Source organism: Sphingobacterium sp. Ag1, from assembly GCF_000988325.1.
Lineage (GTDB): Bacteria > Bacteroidota > Bacteroidia > Sphingobacteriales > Sphingobacteriaceae > Sphingobacterium.
The window spans coordinates 128,508-149,583 of sequence record NZ_LBGU01000034.1; the positions used below are offsets into that span (position 1 = coordinate 128,508).

The 21,076-nt window shown below is 39.4% G+C and carries 20 protein-coding genes; 11 read left to right on the forward strand and 9 right to left on the reverse strand.

Features of this window, described 5'->3' with window-relative positions:
• Nucleotides 1–5: 5 nt before the first annotated feature.
• A complete protein-coding gene (locus AAW12_RS09765; protein WP_156167606.1) occupies nucleotides 6–566 on the reverse strand; it encodes a TlpA family protein disulfide reductase in 561 nt (186 codons plus the stop codon).
• Nucleotides 567–987: 421 nt separating this feature from the next.
• Between AAW12_RS09765 and AAW12_RS09770 the strand changes: the two genes are divergently transcribed.
• Entirely contained in the window at nucleotides 988–2,166 is a 1,179-nt protein-coding gene (locus AAW12_RS09770; protein ID WP_046673418.1) for a retropepsin-like aspartic protease, read from the forward strand.
• A 155-nt stretch (nucleotides 2,167–2,321) separates the two neighbouring features.
• Here the strand turns inward: AAW12_RS09770 and AAW12_RS09775 are convergent, their stop codons facing one another.
• The 3 genes from AAW12_RS09775 to AAW12_RS09785 form a co-directional block, all read right to left on the reverse strand.
• The gene (locus AAW12_RS09775; RefSeq protein WP_046673419.1) at nucleotides 2,322–2,543 is read right to left on the reverse strand and encodes a heavy-metal-associated domain-containing protein; all 222 of its coding nucleotides are present in this window, start codon (nucleotides 2,541–2,543) and stop codon (nucleotides 2,322–2,324) included.
• A 140-nt stretch (nucleotides 2,544–2,683) separates the two neighbouring features.
• Nucleotides 2,684–5,101 (reverse strand): heavy metal translocating P-type ATPase, encoded by a 2,418-nt coding sequence (locus tag AAW12_RS09780; protein ID WP_046673420.1) that lies wholly within the window; start codon nucleotides 5,099–5,101, stop codon nucleotides 2,684–2,686.
• Between the two features lie 144 nt (nucleotides 5,102–5,245).
• On the reverse strand, nucleotides 5,246–5,506 hold the full coding sequence (locus AAW12_RS09785) for a hypothetical protein (RefSeq protein WP_156167607.1): 261 nt from the start codon (nucleotides 5,504–5,506) through the stop codon (nucleotides 5,246–5,248).
• A 444-nt stretch (nucleotides 5,507–5,950) separates the two neighbouring features.
• Between AAW12_RS09785 and AAW12_RS26240 the strand changes: the two genes are divergently transcribed.
• The 3 genes from AAW12_RS26240 (at nucleotide 5,951) to AAW12_RS09795 (ending at nucleotide 9,674) form a co-directional block, all read left to right on the forward strand.
• Nucleotides 5,951–6,094, forward strand: a complete 144-nt coding sequence (locus tag AAW12_RS26240) for a hypothetical protein (protein WP_156167608.1) — start codon at nucleotides 5,951–5,953, stop codon at nucleotides 6,092–6,094.
• 88 nt (nucleotides 6,095–6,182) lie between these two features.
• On the forward strand, nucleotides 6,183–6,551 hold the full coding sequence (locus AAW12_RS09790) for a hypothetical protein (protein ID WP_046673422.1): 369 nt from the start codon (nucleotides 6,183–6,185) through the stop codon (nucleotides 6,549–6,551).
• Nucleotides 6,552–6,563: 12 nt separating this feature from the next.
• Nucleotides 6,564–9,674 (forward strand): lantibiotic dehydratase, encoded by a 3,111-nt coding sequence (locus AAW12_RS09795; protein ID WP_084823126.1) that lies wholly within the window; start codon nucleotides 6,564–6,566, stop codon nucleotides 9,672–9,674.
• On the opposite strand, the gene AAW12_RS09800 is transcribed toward AAW12_RS09795, so the two are convergent.
• Entirely contained in the window at nucleotides 9,644–10,348 is a 705-nt protein-coding gene (locus tag AAW12_RS09800) for a LytR/AlgR family response regulator transcription factor (protein ID WP_046673424.1), read from the reverse strand. The two genes, AAW12_RS09795 and AAW12_RS09800, sit on opposite strands and share 31 nt — an antisense overlap.
• A 28-nt stretch (nucleotides 10,349–10,376) precedes the next feature.
• Nucleotides 10,377–11,486, reverse strand: coding sequence for a sensor histidine kinase (locus AAW12_RS09805; protein WP_197084007.1), 1,110 nt, complete (start codon nucleotides 11,484–11,486; stop codon nucleotides 10,377–10,379).
• 329 nt (nucleotides 11,487–11,815) lie between these two features.
• Between AAW12_RS09805 and AAW12_RS09810 the strand changes: the two genes are divergently transcribed.
• From AAW12_RS09810 to AAW12_RS09825, 4 genes are all read left to right on the forward strand, one after another.
• Nucleotides 11,816–12,268, forward strand: coding sequence for a DinB family protein (locus tag AAW12_RS09810; protein ID WP_046673426.1), 453 nt, complete (start codon nucleotides 11,816–11,818; stop codon nucleotides 12,266–12,268).
• A 107-nt stretch (nucleotides 12,269–12,375) separates the two neighbouring features.
• A complete protein-coding gene (locus AAW12_RS09815) occupies nucleotides 12,376–12,846 on the forward strand; it encodes an OsmC family protein (RefSeq protein ID WP_046673427.1) in 471 nt (156 codons plus the stop codon).
• Between the two features lie 135 nt (nucleotides 12,847–12,981).
• Nucleotides 12,982–14,217 (forward strand): TCR/Tet family MFS transporter, encoded by a 1,236-nt coding sequence (locus tag AAW12_RS09820; protein WP_343322255.1) that lies wholly within the window; start codon nucleotides 12,982–12,984, stop codon nucleotides 14,215–14,217.
• 201 nt (nucleotides 14,218–14,418) lie between these two features.
• Nucleotides 14,419–15,660, forward strand: coding sequence for an MFS transporter (locus tag AAW12_RS09825; protein ID WP_046671582.1), 1,242 nt, complete (start codon nucleotides 14,419–14,421; stop codon nucleotides 15,658–15,660).
• A gap of 108 nt (nucleotides 15,661–15,768) precedes the next feature.
• Here AAW12_RS09825 and AAW12_RS09830 read toward each other — a convergent pair whose 3' ends face one another.
• Nucleotides 15,769–16,638, reverse strand: a complete 870-nt coding sequence (locus AAW12_RS09830; protein ID WP_046671581.1) for a pirin family protein — start codon at nucleotides 16,636–16,638, stop codon at nucleotides 15,769–15,771.
• A 242-nt stretch (nucleotides 16,639–16,880) separates the two neighbouring features.
• Here AAW12_RS09830 and AAW12_RS09835 point away from each other — a divergent pair, with 242 nt between their 5' ends.
• Nucleotides 16,881–17,750: an alpha/beta hydrolase gene (locus AAW12_RS09835; RefSeq protein WP_053003607.1), complete on the forward strand. Its 870-nt coding sequence runs from the start codon at nucleotides 16,881–16,883 to the stop codon at nucleotides 17,748–17,750.
• A gap of 42 nt (nucleotides 17,751–17,792) precedes the next feature.
• Here AAW12_RS09835 and AAW12_RS09840 read toward each other — a convergent pair whose 3' ends face one another.
• Entirely contained in the window at nucleotides 17,793–18,716 is a 924-nt protein-coding gene (locus AAW12_RS09840; protein ID WP_046673428.1) for an SRPBCC family protein, read from the reverse strand.
• Between the two features lie 43 nt (nucleotides 18,717–18,759).
• Entirely contained in the window at nucleotides 18,760–19,065 is a 306-nt protein-coding gene (locus tag AAW12_RS09845) for an EthD family reductase (protein WP_231585244.1), read from the reverse strand.
• A gap of 176 nt (nucleotides 19,066–19,241) precedes the next feature.
• Between AAW12_RS09845 and AAW12_RS09850 the strand changes: the two genes are divergently transcribed.
• Both AAW12_RS09850 and AAW12_RS09855 read left to right on the forward strand, forming a co-directional pair.
• Nucleotides 19,242–20,231: a GlxA family transcriptional regulator gene (locus tag AAW12_RS09850; protein WP_046673430.1), complete on the forward strand. Its 990-nt coding sequence runs from the start codon at nucleotides 19,242–19,244 to the stop codon at nucleotides 20,229–20,231.
• 7 nt (nucleotides 20,232–20,238) lie between these two features.
• Nucleotides 20,239–21,039 (forward strand): GNAT family N-acetyltransferase, encoded by an 801-nt coding sequence (locus AAW12_RS09855; RefSeq protein ID WP_046673431.1) that lies wholly within the window; start codon nucleotides 20,239–20,241, stop codon nucleotides 21,037–21,039.
• The last annotated feature ends 37 nt before the right edge of the window (nucleotides 21,040–21,076 follow it).

Below are 21,076 nucleotides of genomic sequence, written 5' to 3' on the forward strand. Positions count from 1 at the left end.
GATCGTTAACTGCCGCTCGCGATATCCTGCAATGCTTTTTTTATCTCAGGAGTTCCATAGTCACGGCTTCCTTCCAGACGCTCTACGATCTTTCCAGCCTTATCCAAGATGACCGTCGTCGGGATGGACTGCCCTAAGAATTCTGCAGGAATTTCACCCGCTGCAATATAAAGGGGCAGATCATACTTATTTTCCGCCATGAATGCTGAAGACTTCTCCATGTCACCATCAACGTCCACCATGAGGAAAACGATATCCTTATTGTCTTTAAGCGATTGCCTAAGCTGGTCAATAGAAGGTAGTTCATGAATACAGGGAGGACACCAGGTCGCCCAGAAATTAATAAATACGACCTTACCTTTTAAAGCACTTAATTGAAGAACTTTGCCCTCTTTATCCTTAAAAGATAACTCCTGCGTTGTGGGTGCAGTAACTTCAGTAGCTTCCTCTACCTTTTCGACCTTGGTCTCACTTTTATTTCCAGCGTTTCCACAGCTAAAAAATAAACTGGTCGATAAAGCCGCAAGACCAAAAAAAATAACCCCTCCATTAAACCTAATATTCATCGTCTTTTGTTTCATTAAATTATTCTATTAAAAATAAATCCCTGTTCACTAATCGTTCTCTTAAAGTAAGGGGTAAAAGATTAAATCCGAATTCGGAGATCTCGTCAATCCAATCCTCCTAGGAGAAATTTCTCAAAACATTAGCTAATTTAACCTTAATTATTCAAGACCACAAGTATTGCACACAACTCCACAACATAAACCTTTGATCAATAGTAAAATAAGTAACAATAAAATTAAAAAAATAATAAGAACTTTTCCGACATTTAAGAGCGTGAACATATCGTTGATCAAAAGACAATTAATTGAATACATCATGAATCTCCCAGCAAATCATTTCAAAAAATGCTTATCAATATGTTTCCTGTTATTCATCACCATCCAGCTTAATTTCGGACAAGCCACCTCAACTAAATTCAACATGCTATATCAGCTAATAGCATCAAAAGATTTCTTCACCGCCCGCGACCTGTTTAAGGCAAATAAAACTTTCTTAAACGCCAACGAGCAAGTTTTTATTTTGGCAATACTCGATAACGCCTTTAATAAACCCATCGCTTCAAACAAAAAAATAGCACTATTGAGCGCAGCAACAGAAGAATTACCCGACACACTGCGACTAAAGATACGACGCGTTCAGGAAGATAATTTCGTTAAACTGAAAGATTACGTTGGGGCAAAACAGACAACGCAAAAAATACTACTCGAATTTGATCCCTTGCTATCACCAGATACAAGAGCGGACCTCCGAAATAATCTAAAAATCTGGTCTGCACTTGATCATGTAAAGCCACAGCTTGTAGAAATCAACGACGATACCCGTCTTAAAATGACGAAAGATAAAGCCGGGTTGAAGAATCTTAAAGTAAAGGTCAACGGCGATACAGCAAGTTTCATATTTGACACCGGAGCAAATCTATCGACAGTTTCGGAGTCTGTGGCCAAACGACTTCATATGGATATTATCCGTGCAGATATTGATGTAGACGCCATTACAGGTATTTCTATCAAAGCCAATTTAGCAGTCTGTAAACAATTAAAACTTGGTAGCATCAACATATCGAATGCTGTATTCCTGGTTTTCCCAGATAGTGCACTTTATATCCCACAAATCGCCTATCAGATCAATGGCATAATAGGCTTCCCCGTTATTGAAGCACTGCAAGAAGTACAGCTTACACAGGATGATTTTTTTATTGTACCCAAAAAACCTACGGTTGCATGGAAAGCTTCAAATCTTGCAATAGATGGGTTATCACCGCTTATTGCTATTGATGGAAAGCACTATACCTTTGATACAGGAGCTGAAAAAACAATCCTTTATGCGCCGTTTTACGAAACCTACAAACAACATATAGAAAAACAGGGTATACCGACCAAAGTCGCCATGGGGGGCGCAGGTGGTAACGTTGAATATGATGGCTTTATCATTCACCATACCTTCCATATTAGCGATAAACCGATCGCGCTTAAAAAGATAAACCTATTAAAATCGAAGATCAAGAATGAAACCGTATTTGGAAATATAGGACAAGATATTATCCGCCAATTTTCTAAAATGACACTTAATTTTCAAGATATGTTTATCTATTTTAATTAACAGAAAGCTAAAACTAAAATGGATAAAAAGGAAACCTCAAATTTAAAACGAATAACACTGAGCTCAGTTTCGTCTCATCAATATACATCATAAAAACACCCTAAAAGTTTTATCCAACATTTAGGGTGTGATGCTTCTATAAATTTATGGAACAATTATGCGGAGTAGGCCGTGGCATTAAAGCCCTTTTTTTTGATAATTTCAATGATTTCTTCCTCCGAAACACCTTCAGATTTTACAGTCAAAATTTTGTCTGCATTTGTGGTGTCAACATTCCATTCACAGATACCGTCCACGCTATCCAGATCAGCACTTACCTTGGATACACATCCTCCACAAGTAAGGTTTGTTTTAAATTGAAGTTCTTTGCTTTCCATCTTATTTCATTTTAATATTATTAATCTATTTAATTATCTATACAAATATCCCTTTAATTCAACGGGTTGTACTTACATTTTTTCTATTTTTTTTTACAATATTTACCGTTTAAAATGCTGTCTATAGCTCAAATAGTTCACTATTTTTTCCAGCGAAGTCGCAAGCTATTACTGACAACACTTACACTGCTCAATGCCATTGCAGCTCCAGCTATCATCGGGTTTAAAAGGAAACCATTGAATGGATACAGAATACCTGCGGCGAGGGGAATCCCAATTAAATTATAAATAAACGCCCAGAACAAATTTTGTTTAATTGTCGCGACCGTTTGTTTGGAAAGTCGAATAGCCTGCGGTATCTTCGTCAAATCAGAAGAAATAATTGTCATTTTCGCCACATCCATGGCAATATCACTTCCTTTACCCATTGCAATACTGACATCGGCCGTTGCTAAGGCTGTACTGTCATTAATACCGTCCCCAACCATAGCGACCACATGCCCCCTTTGCTGTAATTCTTTAACAAAATCAGCTTTGTGTTCTGGCAACACCTCAGCCTTGTAATGCTGAAGACCTGTTTCCGCGGCAATGGCCCTGGCTGTAGCCTCGTTGTCGCCTGTCAGCATATATAGCTCAATTCCTAGTGCTTGCATTTCCTTGATGGCACGTACAGAAGTTTCCTTAATTCGGTCCGCAATGGCTATTACCGCTAACGCAGTATGACTGTTGGCAAACCAGATCACTGTTTTGGATTGATGTTCCCATTGAGTGGCATGTTCCATCAAATCCGTCGGAATTGTAATCCCATTCTCATCCAACAACCTGCGATTACCTACAGAGTACGTTTCGATTCCATCACTGCCTTTAACACCTTTCCCCGTAATACTTTCGATAAAGGATATTGGAGTAGCTTTTACATCTTTAAAATACCCGACTACAGCTTCTGCCAATGGATGCTCTGACTGTTTCTCCAGGCTCAACAAGATACCTTTCAAATTATCCTCATTTCTTTTCCAATACACGTCTGTGACAACAGGTTTACCTTCTGTAATGGTTCCGGTTTTATCCAAAACAACTGCATTTACCCTTTTGGCCAGCTCCAGACTTTCTGCATCTTTAATTAAAATACCCTGCTCAGCTCCCTTACCCACTCCAACCATGATTGCTGTGGGAGTTGCTAAACCTAGTGCGCAAGGACAAGCAATAACTAAAACCGTTACCGCTGCCAATAAACCCTGTACCAGATGGTTATCTCCGCCTAAAATAAACCACAGCAGAAAAGTTAAAATAGCAATCCCAATGACAACGGGAACAAATACAGCAGCAATTCGATCGACCAGTTTTTGTACAGGAGCCTTACTACCCTGTGCATCCTGTACCATTTTAATGATCTGTGCAAGCATTGTTTCGCGTCCAACTTTTGTAGCTTTGAACTGAAAACTGCCCTTCTGGTTGATCGTCCCTGCAAATACCTGCTCATTTCCCATTTTTAAAACCGGGACCGGCTCTCCGCTTAACATACTTTCGTCAACATAGGAATTTCCGCTGATAACGACCCCATCAACGGCGATCTTCTCCCCTGGTTTCACCAGAATAATATCGCCGGTATTAACGGCTTCTATAGCGACCTGACGCCCTGTTCCATCCAATTGAATGACCATCACCGTCTTAGGCTGCAGCCCCATTAGCTTTTTAATGGCGGATGAGGTGTTACCTTTGGCCTTCTCTTCCAGTAGTTTACCCAATAAAATAAAAGCAATGACGACTGAGGCGGCCTCAAAATACACATGTGCATGCAAGCCGCGCTGATGCCAAAATTCAGCAAAAAGCATATTAAACACACTAAAGATGTAGGCTATTCCCGTGCTTAACGCAACAAGCGTATCCATATTGGCCGAACGATGTTTGGCCTGTTTCCACGCGTTGACAAAAAAGTCCTTACCCAGCCAAAGAACTACTGGCGTGGAAAACAGCCACATAATAGGATTTGCGTACGGCATATCCATAAAGAACATACCTATCACGACTACCGGAAGCGATAGTATTACTGCCCATCGTGTTTTGATTTTAAGCTTACGGAATTTCTCGACGTGAATAGCCTCCAACGTTTCCTGCTGAGTAGATTCATCTTCGATTAATAAATCATAGCCACCAGCCTGAACCGCTTTCTGGATTTTTAAATGATCCGTAATATTAGGCAAATACTCAACCGTAAGGTTTCCTGTTGCAAAATTTACAGACGCATTGACAACCCCTTGTTCATATTTCGCCATACTTTCGGCGCTACTGGCACAGGAGGCACAAGTCATCCCAAGAACGGGGAATGTTTTGGTCAATGTGGAAACACCATAACCAAGATCTTTGATCGTCTTTACACTACTAACGACGGCCTCACTATCCTTCGGTACGATAGCAGCTCTATGATTATTCAGTTCCACCCGATAGCTCGCCAAGCCCTTGACATGCGCTAGTCCTTTTTCGACAATCGATGCACAATGTTCGCTGTCAACATCCTCTAAAGGTAGATAAACTGTATCGTTATAAATATCTGTCGCCATAACTGATTGTTTTATTTTACACAACAAATTTGGCCACAAATAAGATCGAAATCATTACACAATTAAGGAATTGATTTGTAATATTTATTCGATAAAAATACGAAAGGTCAAGCGCAACGGAAAAAGTATATGGAGAACGTTTCTTTAGCGTTCAATTTCTTCGACAAAACCGTAGATAATATAATCACCACGTTCTTCGAGTTTAATGGTTTTTATTCCATTCCAGCTGGATGCACTGGTCTCTCCAGCGATAAAATTTTGAATTCTGTCAAATGCGACACCAATCTTTGTTTTCTCATCCGCATAGATCTGATATTTCGCAGCGGTCTGCCAGCTTATTTTTTTTCGAAATAACCGTAAACCTTCTCTTTTCAAAAAACCGTACATTTCCTTAGATAAATTCATAATCTCATTTGTTTTACGCGCACACACAACTCACTTATTGATTCGGCAGATGCTTTTTTGGCTTAGAGACTTACCTCAAGCCATCTCATTCTTTACCTATTTAGCAGCATAACTTTAATGGCTAAAGAAATGGTTTTTCAATGCTAAAATAGATAGGTCTAAAATAATGATGCGGATAGAATCCTACAACAAAGCAGCCGCTATTTCATCGTACTCAAAGACTGTTTCGTCGAATTTTAGAACAGCCCACGATAGCACTTGTTTCAATGTCCATGATGATCTGCAGCCTATTGGACAAAGCACGACAAACAGAAATAGGAACAAGCGGCATTTTTTCGTCGAATAGATTCCTTAGTTCGTCTGATTCATTTTCAATTCTGTCGATATTTTTCGTTGTTCTTTTCCGTAGAAAGCACATTTGTCTACGATTTAAACGTATCAACTATGGAAAACACTGAAAATTTTTTAGCGGAAGATTTTGCACTGGATGTACAAACGGTCTGCGTGGTCGAACCGATCTCATTCTTTGATTTTGATGATGTGGAATTTATAACAACGAAGACAGTTTCGTCTTCACAAATAATATAAAAGAGGATAAAGCTGTGAAGGCGTTCTGGTAGGCGCCTTTACAGCAATCGTCTTTAAAACCGCTCCCCCTAATAAAAGAACCTAGTATATGACTTCACCTAAGCTTAAATGTATTCTCATTGAGGATGAACCCCTGGCGACAAAAAAAATAGTTGAATACATTCATATGTTCCCAGATCTTCAATTGATAAGAATGGTTGAAGACATTGAAAATCCAGCATTATTTAGTCATGATTTAAAATCTGCAGACATCTTATTCCTCGATCTGATTGTTAGCGGCGGCAATATTAATATACTTGCCGAATTGATCGCCGATATTCCTATCCTGATCATTACCTCCGCTGTGTCACGCTGGCAATATCCGGAATTTATCAAAAACAGGAAGCATTTTGCACTACAAAAACCAATTTCACCCCAAATGTTTCAGTCCTGTATAAAACAAGTCATGCAATACTAGTCCAACTAATTCATGTCATTATTCCACTTATCCGATTATTTTCTTCTGCGCACGCCGCTACTTCCAGCTGCATTTGCCGTTGATCTTTTAGCGATGAAAGAGAGGCATGAAATAGAAGAGAAACTTCGTCGTCTGTTTCAAGACGAGCAATTAAAAGAAGCCTTATTTCTGGCAAGCCCTGCCTTCTCGGTGGAAGTTCAAAAATGGCTTGAATACAAAAAAGAGAGCAACTCAAAAATGATCGCTTCACTACTCAAATATGCGATTAGGATGAGCACAAGAAGTACGCCCTTCGGTTTATTCGCTGGGGTATCATTTGGCAACATTAGCGCATCCGATAAAAAGGTATCGATAATCAGGTCAAATGCAAATCAAGCTGTTTTAAAACTGGATACCACCATTTTGACAAAAATTATTGAACAGATATCAAAAGACAAAAGAATTTACAGTCAACTCTATTATCGTCTCAATCCCACCTTATACTTAGATGGTAAATATTACAAATATTATCAAAAAGTAACAAATGGAAAGAAAGGACAGCATGTCCTGAAACGCATAAGGCTGACCCCTGTTTTGGATCGGGTCATCCAATACTTCGAAAGCAATAAAAAAATCGCTCACTATCAATCATTAATCGATCTGCTACAAGATCTTGGAACATCAACAACGCATGCTAGCCTATTCGTAAATAATCTTACCAGCCTAGGAATCACCTCTTCTGAATTACAGCCCAATGTAATTGGTCGGGGTTATATGGATAGCCTAATAGCGACCTTAGAAAGAATAGATAAGGACGGGAATTATTTAAATCCTTTATTAAAAATAAAAGCATGGCTTCATAGTTCTCAATCTGTCATTACAATCCGAGACGCCATCGTTAGATTATTGCAGCCTCTGGCTCCCGACCTCGATATGACCAGTTTGTTGCAAGGAGACCTGCTCATGGGTATGGAAGAAAATAATTTATCAGATACCGCATTAAATCATATAAGAGACCAATTTCAGGATTTACTACCGCTTTGTAGCCCATTTAAGTTAACAGATTTCGACCGGTTTAGAGCGGCGTTCTCTGTTAAATATGAAGATAGAATGATCCCACTAACGACAGCCTTAGACCCAGATATAGGGATTGGTTATGGCCGCCAAGAAGGTGTCTACAATATAACGGATGAAATACTCGGGGAAGTTAAAAACATCACTCCAACAGGCGAAAAAAAATATGGTGACCACCATTATCAAGATCTGGCCATTGAAAAATTTGTAGAAAGTGTAAAAAATCAATTCACCGAAATTCGGCTGACCAACAACGATCTAGATCATATCGCTAAACAACGTAAACAAACTGTCAATACTATCCCTTCTTCATTCTATGCCATCGGCAATCTCCTTAGAAGTTCATGTCAGGAAAATTTATGCTTCAATATGGGTACAATCGGAGGTTCGTCATCAGGTAACTTAATTTCCAGATTCGGACATTTGGATGAAAAATTACATAACAAGTTGAAAGAATCTGCCGACAGAGAACAACAGCAGTTTCCTAACGCAATACTCGCCGAGATTTGTCATTATCCAGATAACAATGCTGGAAATATAATTTATAGACCTGCACTAAGAAGGGCATCAATTAGTATAAGCCCAACAATCGACGAAGAACAAGAGCAAATTGATGTGAATGACTTATACCTGTTCCTCAAAGACCAGCGTCTAATCTTGTGGTCCAAGAAATTCAATAAAATGGTTATACCTCGTCTAACCACAGCCCACAATTTTGAACAGGGGATGAATATATACAAGTTTCTTGCAGATTTTCAGTTCCAAAATAATAGGCTGGATCTTTCCTGGAATTGGGGGATTATGAAAGAGCAGCCAAGGCTCCCAAGAATAAGCTACAAAAATATTATCTTGTCTAGAGCCCAGTGGCGAATTCAAAAAATAGCGAAATATCCCGGTGAACCTCAAGCTTTCATAAAAAACATACGAACGGAGTTAGATATCCCCGCGATGGTTATCATCAGCAATGGGGACAATGAATTATTGATAAATTTAGACAATCCTTTTTGCATAAACATATTATTGGATCATATATGCAAAAGAGACACCATATTAACCGAATATATCCTGAATGACTATTCATCAGTAAGCAGAGATAAAGACGGACGTATTTTTGCCAACGAAATCATTATTCCAATAGAAGCACGACAGGAGACTTGCATTCATGAGTCGGCCCCTCAAGAAAGTAACCTAAAAAGATGCTTCCCTTTGGGCAGTGAATGGCTTTACGCTAAAATCTACTGCGGCTTACATGTTGCAGACACCTTGTTAAAGGAAATTTTCCCGATAATTATAGCGGCCATTAATCAACAAGATGTCCTAAAAAAATGGTTTTTTATACGCTACAACGATCCGGCTCCCCACATTAGATTTAGAGTTGAGCTCACAGATCCAAGTCGGTATTCTTCCATTATATCTACATTGAATGCCCTATTGGAACAGTTCATTCAAGCTGGTCAGATTTCAACGATATCCTTCGATACTTATACGCGGGAAATTGAACGGTATACACCTTTTTGTATGGAGCTTAGTGAGGAGTTATTCTTTCGACAAAGCGAAACGATACTGGAGGTTATTCAACAAAGTACTTCAACCAACGATCGATGGCGCTTAGCTTTCGAAAATATGGAGTCGCTATTTGAAACTGCAGAATTTACATTAATCGAAAAAAGAGATTTTTGCCTACAGATGAATACCATCTATCAGCAAGAATTTGATAATAATAAAAAGCTTTGGATTCATCTCAACAATAAGTTCAAAGAAAAAAAAGACTGGTTCAACAAACCTTTTGACAACCTGGGAGGCTCCAGAAAAAGACTCAATGCACTTCAATATAGGATATTTTCCACCTTACGGAGACATACCGACCAACATAGATTCCAGTCGGTCCGAGCATCGCTCCTGTCAAGCTACATTCATATGTTTATTAATCGATTGTTCATTTCCGATCAACGCTTACATGAACTTGCTATTTATCACTTTATGGCTGGCTATTATAAGATGCAAATTGGGAAACAGAAAGAACATAGGAATCCGGTAAATTATAGCAGTCCCATCTTCGCGAAAAGCTGATTGCGATATTGTAAACCAATACCGAGTTCTGTCCCGTTTTTCAGAATGACTTTACTTGCCTCAACACCCTTTATCTGTTTGATATTGACAATATAAGACCGATGCATACGCGCAAACATGTCCCAAGGCAATTCTGCTTCCATATCTTTCATGGTGGACAGCAAAGTCTGCATACCTTCTAACGTATAAATTTGAATGTAATCCCCCCAGGCTTTTAGATAGAAAATATCTGTAGGATCGATAAAAATAGTTTTGTTCCGATCCTTTATCTTAATTGCTTTTCTTTCACCCTGTGGCCCACTTCTAGAAAACAAAATTGCCTTCTGAACCTTTTCAATTGCCTTAATCAGCCGCTCTTCTGTCAGGAGTGGCTTTAAAATATAGTCGATTACATCCAGCTCAAATCCATCGACCGCATACTCATAATGCCCTGTTATGAAAACAACAAATGGTGGATGAGCAAGTCCTTTGAGAAAGGTAATGCCATCCATTTCAGGCATGTCTATATCCGACAAAATGAGATCTACCTCCTGCTGCCTTAAAACGTTAATTGCTTGCAATGGGTTTTCGAATACACCCAATATTTCAATCAGGCCTAACTTGGACACTAATTTCTCCAGGCGACCTCTCGCAATAGGCTCATCTTCAATAAGGATAGTTTTAATTCTGTTCATAAGTACTTCGTAACCCGCTGCTTTGGTGCTAGGGTTCTGTTTCCGAATGTAAAGTTACAACAAGATTAACACTAAATACACCCTCTTGCGACTTTATTTCCAAATCGTGATGATGAGGATAATGAAGCTCCAGTCGTTTTTTTACATTTTCTATCCCCAATCCACCAATATAATTTTCTGGTTTTGAAAGTTCCCTATATGCATTAGCCACGTGCATATAGACCTTCTCATCCTTAACCTTAATGTCTATGGATATCCATCCTGCCGAAGAACTTAGCCGGGGTCCGTGTTTGAATGCATTTTCTACAAACGGAAAAAAGATCAAAGGAACCACCATGCAGTTTTCGTCTTCTGTTTCCAAATTTAGATTGATCTGAACCGTCTCACTATAGCGCAGTTTCTCCAATTCAACATAATCCTTTAGCAATTGAAATTCACGACTTATATCTATCCTGGGCTGATTACTTTCATGCAGTAAATACACCATCATGCTGCTTAAACGCATCATACTTTCGCCTCCCCTTTCATCATGATCGGATACGAGTACATAGATGCTATAAAGTGTGTTAAGTAAAAAATGTGGATTAATCTGGTATTTTAGGAAAGCAAGTTCCAACTGTACATTGTTCAATTCCAGTGCTGAATTTTTCAATTCGAGTTTCATTTTTGAATTTCTGACAGACATAAATGCCTGTACAATTTTTACGGTCAAAGGCAGCGCCACCAAAAAAATAAAATCCAATAAATAATCGCTAATGGAAGAAGGACGAAAAGCACCAAAGATTCCTTGACTTAGTATTATTTCAAGATAACTTGACAGGCGAACATCTGGTGTTAAATAGTTCAGCGTTAATAGGGCAGCAAAGTAACTTAAAAACGACCACCAGGCATAAATAAACAACAACCATACTATACACAATACAAACTTCCCTGGAATAAACCAACGCGGAATGATGACATATCCCGTAACATAAAAAATTGTCAGCAAAGAAAATACGTCTTTTAAAAATAAAATCCAGGAATTATCCATGTCTATCCGCTGATAGGTAACGAATTGCATTCCCAAAATCACAAACCAAAAACACAAATGAAGAATAATACGTTTCCCCGTATTGTAATTTTGGAAAAACCTGTTCATAGATAGCATACTTTTCAATAATATCAGCCTAATATAATGATATCATTTAGTCTGTGGTAGTCTGGCCTGTCAAGTGATAGCGCAAAAAGACATTTCTGCGACAAAAAACAACAAACTATTACCCTAACAATTTGAATATATTCCAATTAAGACCTGAGCGAGTCCAAAAAATAGAATTACGCACAAAATAATTAAATTGTAACAAATATATCGCTTTAAATTTTCAACCATAAATTGTCCATAAAATGAACGATTGATGGGGTTTGCAAAAAATTTATTGCGATCTTCCGTATATTTAATTTTACAGAACCCACATAAACAACAATTAGATGTCAACTACTTTTATGCAGCTTTGGTTATATAATAACTGGGCCAATACAGCACTCCTGGATAAACTGAAAAGTGAAGGCGAAAATGTACCTCATTCTTGCATACGGCTCTTTAGCCATATTGTCAATGCTCAGATTATTTGGTTAAGTCGATTAACTGGTGAAAAACCACCTGTAGGTGTTTGGGATGAGCACAGTATCATCGATTGCCAAAGGTATCACGATTTAGCTTCTGAAGGATTTGGGCAGCAAATTCGGCGCATAAATGATACGGAGGATGAAATTGTCAATTATACAAACACACAGCATCAGGCTTTTCATAACAAGGCCAACGACATTCTGTTACACGTCTTTAATCATGGCACCTATCACAGGGCGCAAATAGCAAGCGAAATGCGAAAAAATGGCATTGAACCTGTCAACACAGATTATATCACTTTTGTTCGCACATAACAGTACTGTCATCAGACGCCGCCGTGGTCTGATGACAAACGAAGTAGTTGCAATTGGCGGACTAGACGTTCTATAACATCGGATAATACCTTAAATTTGAAACAAAAATGAGTTACAAACATATCTTTAAAGCGTCCTTAACTTGGAACCATCCTGAACAGCCTAGTGCTGTAGGTTCAAAAATTTATACAAAAAGCCATCACATCGCGATCGAAGGGAAAGCTGACGTGCACGTTTCCGCAGCAAAAGCATTCAAGGGGGACCCCGCATTGTACAATCCGGAAGATTTGCTGCTTAGCAGCCTGATTTCTTGCCACATGATGTCCTATTTATACGTCTGCTCGAAAAATAGCATTGAGGTATTATCTTATACGGACAATGCTATCGCTACACTCGAAACGAATGCAGATGGAAGTGGTCGTTTTACAGAAGTTATATTACATCCCGAGGTTGTCATCACAGATGAGTTCCAGATAGCACTTGCTTTATCCTTACATGCCCAAGCAAATAAATTGTGTTTTATTGCGAATTCATGTAATTTCCCGGTGCTGCACCATCCCAAATGTCGAGCGATCTAATCGGGCCTGGGCGTTCTATCGAAAGAAAAAAACCTCTTGTTTTCGGTTTGTTAACACTACCGAAAATATAACACTTACCACAAATTAGTAATTAAATAACAGACAAGTTTTTAAGGATTTCATTACTTTTGAATCATGATGGAAAATTCCAAGAAAAAAGCAGCAATCGGATTCATATTTATTACACTATTAATCGATATTACGGGTTGGGGAATCATTATTCCTGTCGTCCCTAAACTTATTGAGGAATTGATTCATAGCGATGTCAGTGAAGCGGCAAAATATGGCGGCTGGCTCGGCTTTGCCTACGCTTTCACGCAATTCATCTGTTCTCCCGTCGTCGGCAATCTCAGCGATAAATATGGCAGAAGGCCAATTATATTGATCTCACTTTTTGGCTTTGCGGTAGACTACATCTTTCTTGCCCTCGCGCCAACTATAGGTTGGTTATTCTTAGGACGCGTTATCGCTGGATTGACAGGCGCTAGTTTCACAACGGCAAGTGCTTATATCGCTGATATATCCACCGATGAAGATCGGGCAAAGAACTTTGGTTTGATAGGCGCTGCATTTGGTCTAGGCTTTATTATCGGCCCGGTTATCGGTGGTCTACTCGGTCACTATGGCGCCAGGATTCCCTTTTATGCGGCCGCAGGACTGTGTATGCTAAACTTCCTGTATGGCTATTTTATCTTACCTGAGAGCTTAGATAAAGAAAAACGTAGAGCTTTTGAATGGAAACGCGCAAATCCAATTGGATCCTTTAAGTTTCTTGGAAAACACCCGGAAATATCCGGATTAATCGTTGCCTTAATTTTAATATATATCGCAGGTCATGCGGTTCAAAGTAACTGGAACTTCTTCACCATGTATAAATTCGACTGGACCGAAAGAATGGTGGGTATCTCATTGGGTGTTATTGGATTATTGATTGGATTGGTTCAGGGTGTTTTAATTCGCTGGACAACACCCAAACTTGGTGAACAAAAAAGCATTTTCTATGGATTGACCTTGTATGCCATTGGACTACTGTTATTCTCATTTGCAAGCGAAGGATGGATGATGTTCGTATTCCTTATCCCCTATTGCTTAGGCGGTATTTGTGGACCGGCTCTTCAATCGGTTATTACAAAAAATGTTCCTTCAAACGAACAGGGTGAACTTCAAGGTGCATTAACAAGCTTGATGAGTGCAACATCGATTATTGGTCCACCGATGATGACAAACCTATTTTATTATTTCACCCATGACCAAGCACCATTTAAATTTTCGGGTGCGCCGTTTTTCTTAGCATTTATCCTGATGACGATTAGTGTGATCATTGTCTATAATGCTTCTCGCAAAAAGAGAAATCAGCAAATAAATCTTTAAACCTGATTGATCAGTGCACAATATTTTCGCCTATCTTCATTTAAAACTCAACAGGCCTATGCATCTAAGAACTGCATAGGCCTGTTGAGTTTTACACTATTGATGTTAATCAAACTTCAATTCTTCAATTCATGGATCGAATTCTTCATTTCTGCCAACAATTCTCTCTTTAAATTTGCGGCCAAGGAAATACAATTCGAGATGATACATACAGCAAACATAGCAGATCAAAGCAAAGAACCTCAGGTAAACTCAAAACCGGATCTACCTGTATTGACGAAGCCCCTTTTATGGCTTATTACCTTGACAACGGGAATTGTCGTCGGCAACAACTATTATAATCAGCCGCTTTTGGGATTGATGGCAAAAGACTTTCACGTTAGTGAAGCTGCAATTAGTATGATTGCTATGCTCACACAGATCGGTTTTGCAACTGGGCTACTGTTTATCGTCCCTTTGGGAGATATGATAAAAAGAAAGAAATTAATATTAACCATATTTCTGCTCATCTTAGTCTCCTTATTGGCTATGGTCTTAGCTCCCACCCTCGAGTTGCTCTATATCGCAAGCTTTATGGTTGGATTCAGCTCTGTTGTTCCTCAGATGCTGGTCCCCCTGACAGCCGAACTTGCTGCTCCGGAAAAACGCAATTCATCAATCGGAATGGTCATGAGTGGCTTACTATTGGGTATTCTGCTTTCCCGTGTCGCAGCTGGATTTATTGGCGATATCTGGGGATGGCAAGCAATCTATTATATAGCTATAGCATTAATGGTTTTATTCATGTTATTATTAGCTTTCGCACTACCTGATGTAAAACCGACATTTCAAGGTACTTATCTACAATTAATGCACTCATTGGTCCATCTGACAAAAACTCAACGGGTATTACGGCTATCTGCACTCAGAGGGGCTTTAGGCTTTGCTGGATTCAGTGCTTTTTGGATTACATTAGTATTTCATTTACAGGAAGCCCCTTTCTACGCAGGCTCTGCCGTAGCGGGATCCTTCGGATTAATAGGGGCTGTTGGCGCGCTGGCAGCATCAGTGGTCGGCCGGATTGCAACGCGTGTTTCTACGTATACCATTATTCTTGGTTCCATATTTATTCTGCTATTGAGCTGGATTTTATTCTACATCGGAGGGAATAACTATATCGGATTAATAAGCGGTGTAATCTTAATCGACCTGGGTTTACAATCCATGCATATCAGCAATCAATCTGCTTTTTTTGCCTTAAATCTAGGGGCAACCAACCGACTAAATACAGTCTATATGTTTAGTTACTTTGCCGGTGGATCATTGGGTAGTTACTTGGCTTCCCTGGCTTGGAAATACTTTCAATGGAATGGCGTGGTATTGACCGGCTTTTGTTGTACACTACTGGTCCTCATCGTGCATGTCGGCATGATAGACGACCAAAAAACTTTTCTTAGTCGTTGAGCACGACAATCCCAAGAAATGCAAGTTAACGGACAATCTTTTCTATTTTGATTTCCATACATGGCCTACATATTAAGGATATAAGCCATGTATGGAAATTTATTTCATTTATTCAAGTACGCCAAACTTGCCAGCTTGAAAATCTTCAAAGGCTTGGTAAATCTCCGCCTGTGTATTCATTACAAATGGGCCATAACTCACGATAGGTTCATCAATGGGTTCACCACTTAACACAAGTAAAACTGCATTCTTATTTGCCCTTATCGAAATCTCTTCACCATCATGACCAAATAAGACAAAGCTATGCTCCTTCGCAAGTTCACCGTTGACTACGACCTCGCCATTCACAACCAACATCGCCGTATTATGATTTTGTGAAACCAAAAAGTTCGTTTCATGTTGCTCTTCCAATTTGATGTCAAATAGATTGACGGGTGTATAGGTGCTCGCTGGTCCAACCATATCCTGAAATTTCCCCGCGATGACATTGACTACCCCTGCCGCATCGGGCAACACGACTTTCCCCATCTGATCGGCAGTAATTGCCTGATAGTGCGCCGCTGTTGATTTATCTTTCGCTGGTAAATTAACCCAGAGCTGAACCATTTCAAATAATCCGCCTTTCTTTGAAAATTCCTCTTCATGGTACTCTTTATGCAATATGCCAGCGCCGGCAGTCATCCATTGTACATCACCCGGACGAATAACACCGCTATTCCCCGAACTGTCATGATGGGCTACACTACCTTTGTAGGCGATAGTCACGGTTTCAAATCCTTTATGCGGATGTACATCCACGCCTCTAATATGATCCGAAGGTCCAAAATCAAATGCTGCATTGAAATCCAGTAAAAGAAATGGACTCATCCTCTTTTGGGAAATCCCATTCCCTGGTATCATATTAAATACACGAAATCCATCTCCTACCATGCCAGGTTGAGCTGGACGTTGGAAAATTCTTTCAATTGATTTTTTCATGTTATGATCTCCTTTTTTATCGTTCTTGATGAATTAAGTTGAAGCCTAAATGATCACTTCATTTTAAATTGCTATCTCAAAGGTACGACAAGAAGAAGCCTGCTTCCAACAACCTAGATTAAGGCATAAACTTAACCTAGATTAAGTTTATAAGAAAGATACCGCTAAAACTAGGAATTCCCACATTTTCTGGATGCCATAGAAATGTGTAACTTAATAAAAATCATAGACCAAGTATCTTTATGCACGCAAACAATACCGTCACATTAACAAAATTCTACCGTCTCCTTTGGTTACGTCCGATACTATTACTCTTGCTATTCATTTTTTTATACCCCGTGGTATATGCTCAATCCAACAGTAAATCTAAAGTGAAACCAAACTGGAATGAGATCCTTGAAGAACAACTGTTTCCAGGTAAAAAGCTCCAGGATTCCACGTTCCACTTTCAGGGCAAATTTGAAGAACAATTTATCACAACAGCAGATCATGTTAAACTCCATGGGATCTTGTTTAAGGCAGACAAGAGCAAAGGACTAATTTTCTATTTGCATGGAAGTAATGGAGCGGTAGACACTTGGGGTAAAATTGCGAATATCTATACTGATAACGGCTATGATCTTTTTATGTTAGACTACCGAGGTTACGGAAAAAGTGAAGGTAAAGTAACCAATGAAGAACTACTTTATAGTGATCTGCAAATGGCCTATGATAACCTGACACAACATTATCCGGAAGATCATATTGTCATAATTGGTCAATCGATGGGTACAGCACTGGCTTCAACTATTGCTTCCCATAACGCCCCAAAAATGCTTATTCTTCAGGCACCTTACTATAGTTTTGAAGATTGGACGCAACATATCGCTCCTGAGCTCGATACAAGCGGGCTCCCCTTTCATTTCGACAATGCTTCGGCATTACAAAAAGTAAAATGTAGAACGATCATCTTCCACGGAGACCAGGATAAAGCCGTCTATTTTGACTCTTCCATTAAACTGAGTAGATTCTTTAAAAAACAGGATAAATTGATTCGGTTGGCAAAGGAGGGACATAATGATTTTTCTAAAAATAAAGACTATCTGCATGCAATTGCCGATCTATTGCGATAGTGTTATTTTATCCCTAAAATACATCATGCCCCTGCAGCAATTTTATACATTAAATTCAGGATAAGGAAAACCCTTTCCTTTTTCACAGAAAAATTTTAAACTCCTGAAAAATAGCGCCCAATCAAAACTACAGGAAGCAAATTCCGCACTATAATTTGCCCAGCCATCGTGGTGGAACAGCAGCATACATCCCTTTTGCTGAGGTTCAAGTTCAAAGGTCAGTGTCGTTCCAATCCATTCCTCAAATGCCTTGATACAGCGCCACTCGACCCTGGAATAAGGTTTCAGCGCAATAACTTCCATATTTTTAAAGTAGCTGGGACCAAACCCAAACCGCAATACAGCGCCAATCTCTGGCTTTGCAACAGTATCTGGCGTCCACCAGCCGGCTAACCCTTCCGCTGTTGTAAGCGCCTTGTAAACAGTCTCTACTGGCGTTTCTATCAACAGTCTATGGTAGATGCTTTTAGTCCCAGGATCATGTGCTACCCGATTCTCTTCAGTAACCCCAGCCGTTACTTCTTCTTTCGGAGTAGGTTGTCCCTGCCCCGTTAGAATCAACTGTCTTAGGCTGTCAGCTATATAATACGTCCAGGCATCATGACATACCTTGTAACATTCCATCTCGGAATTAAGGCCATGATGGGTAAAATGTAATTTAGATGTACCTGCGTCTTCAACAATATCGAATATAATGGAACTATTCGTCCATTCTCGTTCATCCTGGGTAAATTTAAAATAGTTTTCGAGCACCCGCCAGACGACTTTACGATCCGTTTCCATCGCTTCTATATTTATTCGACAACGATGTACATCCTGATAATGATATATAAACTCGTCATGCAAAGCAGTCGTTGGCCCGTCAATGTTTTGAGACCACCATCCCCTGACATTGTTGATTGCTTCAAATACGCGTTGAGCACCTGCTTCAACGGTAATGCTTATTTTAAAATCGTCCTTTTTCATTATTCATCATATTTTATACCATTAACGCATACTTCTTAAGTTCCTAGACTTCGATCGAATCAAATATATAAATCTGGACATCCTGAGTTTGAGGTGCCAAGATTCTTCGGTCAGCTGCGCAAGCCTTTCCTTCTTCAGACGCAAATGCCATTTTAATCGCGGCTAAACTTTCAAAATATAAGGTTCCAATACAATAGACATCTTCGTGTCCCGTCGTTGACAGGATTCCACCCTTGGCCACGTCATAACGAACAAGTCCCGGAAGCGTTTTTGCCAAGGGAATATGTGTCTCCAAATAGTGTTTGTCAAAAAACTCCCTATCCGTAGGAGTCTTATATATTGCGATCATTTGTACCATCTTGTTGTATTAACTTTAATGTATAGATCAAATATAACGGACTTTAAAACACAAAAAGGGGTGTAAAATAGACATTCTCAGCGGTTGATTTAGACAAATCGTTTAGGTATATTTGAATAGTATCAAATAGGCATGTTATTGTTTATTCGATCTTATGAACTTTGAACATGAAACATCTAACGATCTTAGTTCCAGACAGTCAGACAGGCCCTAATACGCTATCGTGCATTATTGGAACATACCATGTATTCACCGAAGCGAACCGCTATTACGATCAACTGAACAGGGAGCCTATATTTATTATAGAATTAGCAGGAGTTTCTAAACAGAGTAACTTTGTCAATGGATTATTAACGGTCATGCCACAGAAAGATATCACTGCAATTCAAAAAACAGACCTCATTATTGTACCCGCTGTCATTTCCAATTTTACTGCATTAGAAGCTGGGAATAGCGTTCTTTCAGAATGGATATTACACCATCATGCCAAAGGAGCAAATGTTGCAAGCATGTGTACCGGTGCATATCTGCTCGCATCCACGGGACTTTTAGATAACAAAAGCTGCTCTATCCATTGGAAATCAGCAGCAAACTTCCATAAGCTCTTCCCCAAAGTCAACTTAAAAACTGAACAAATTATTACCGATGAGCAGGGAATCTATACCAATGGTGGCGGTTATTCCTTCCTCAACCTCCTCCTTTACCTGGTTGAAAAGTTTTACGACAGACAGACAGCGATTTATTGCTCCAAAATATTTCAAATTGATATTGCCAGACAAACGCAATCCGATTTTATGATCTTTAATGGTCAAAAGTCACATGGCGATGAAATGGTCATGCGTGCACAGGACTATCTCGAGAATAACTTCTCAGAAAAAATCTCCATGGAGAAGTTATCTGAAAAATTCACCGTCGGACGCCGGAATTTCGACCGTAGATTTATTAAAGCGACAGGTAATACACCTGTGGAATATCTTCAACGGATAAAAGTGGAATCGGCAAAAAAGGAATTGGAAAGCTCGCGGAAAACGGTAAATGAGGTAATGTACGCTATTGGGTATACTGACGTAAAGGCTTTTCGTGAAATATTCCGTCGGTTTACGGGACTATCCCCCCTTGAATATAAAAACAAGTACAATAAAACCGCAATAAAATAGAGGCTACATGAATTTTGATCCTATTCAGTTTTCGGATCTTCCCATAATTACAACGCTAAGTCCGGAAGGATGGGGCAATATCACGATCAAAATACAACACTATATAGAAAGCCCTTTTTGTTTACCCATAAAACTCCTGGTCGATCAGAAAATTGTCGCCATAGGTACGACCATTATCCATAGTAACGTAGCCTGGTTGGGACATATTATCGTTTCTGCCGATGAAAGAGGAAAAGGCTATGGGAAACACATCACCCAAGAACTTATTCGTATAGCAAATAGCAAAAAATGCAAGAGCATCCAACTCATTGCAACGGATATGGGCGCACCAGTTTACACAAAACTCGGCTTTAAGGAATCTTCTTCCTATCTTTTCTTTGATGATATACAGATCACTCAGCTTGAAGAACCGGACCACAGCATACAGCACTATCAATCCCATTATAGCGAGCAACTTTTGGCACTCGACCAGAAAACTGCTGCCGAAAATAGACGATTCGAAATAGAACCACATTTCACGGCTGGCTTTGTCTATGTGGAGAACAAAACTGTCCGCGGCTATTATCTTCCCACTTTGGGAGAAGGTCTTATTGTCGCCAATAAACAATCCGCCGGAATGGCTTTGTTAAAACTCTATTTAAGGCAAAATTCCAAAATTGTACTACCTCAAGAGAATACAACCACAGTTTCCTTCCTATTGAACCAAGGAAACCCTATAAAACGCCGGGCCAAGCGCATGTACCTGGGTGAAAATATTGATGTTCAATTTAAGTCTATCTTCAATAGAATTGGTGGAAATATTGGTTAACATCAATTCTATTCGCTATTTTTTTAGGACCGACAAC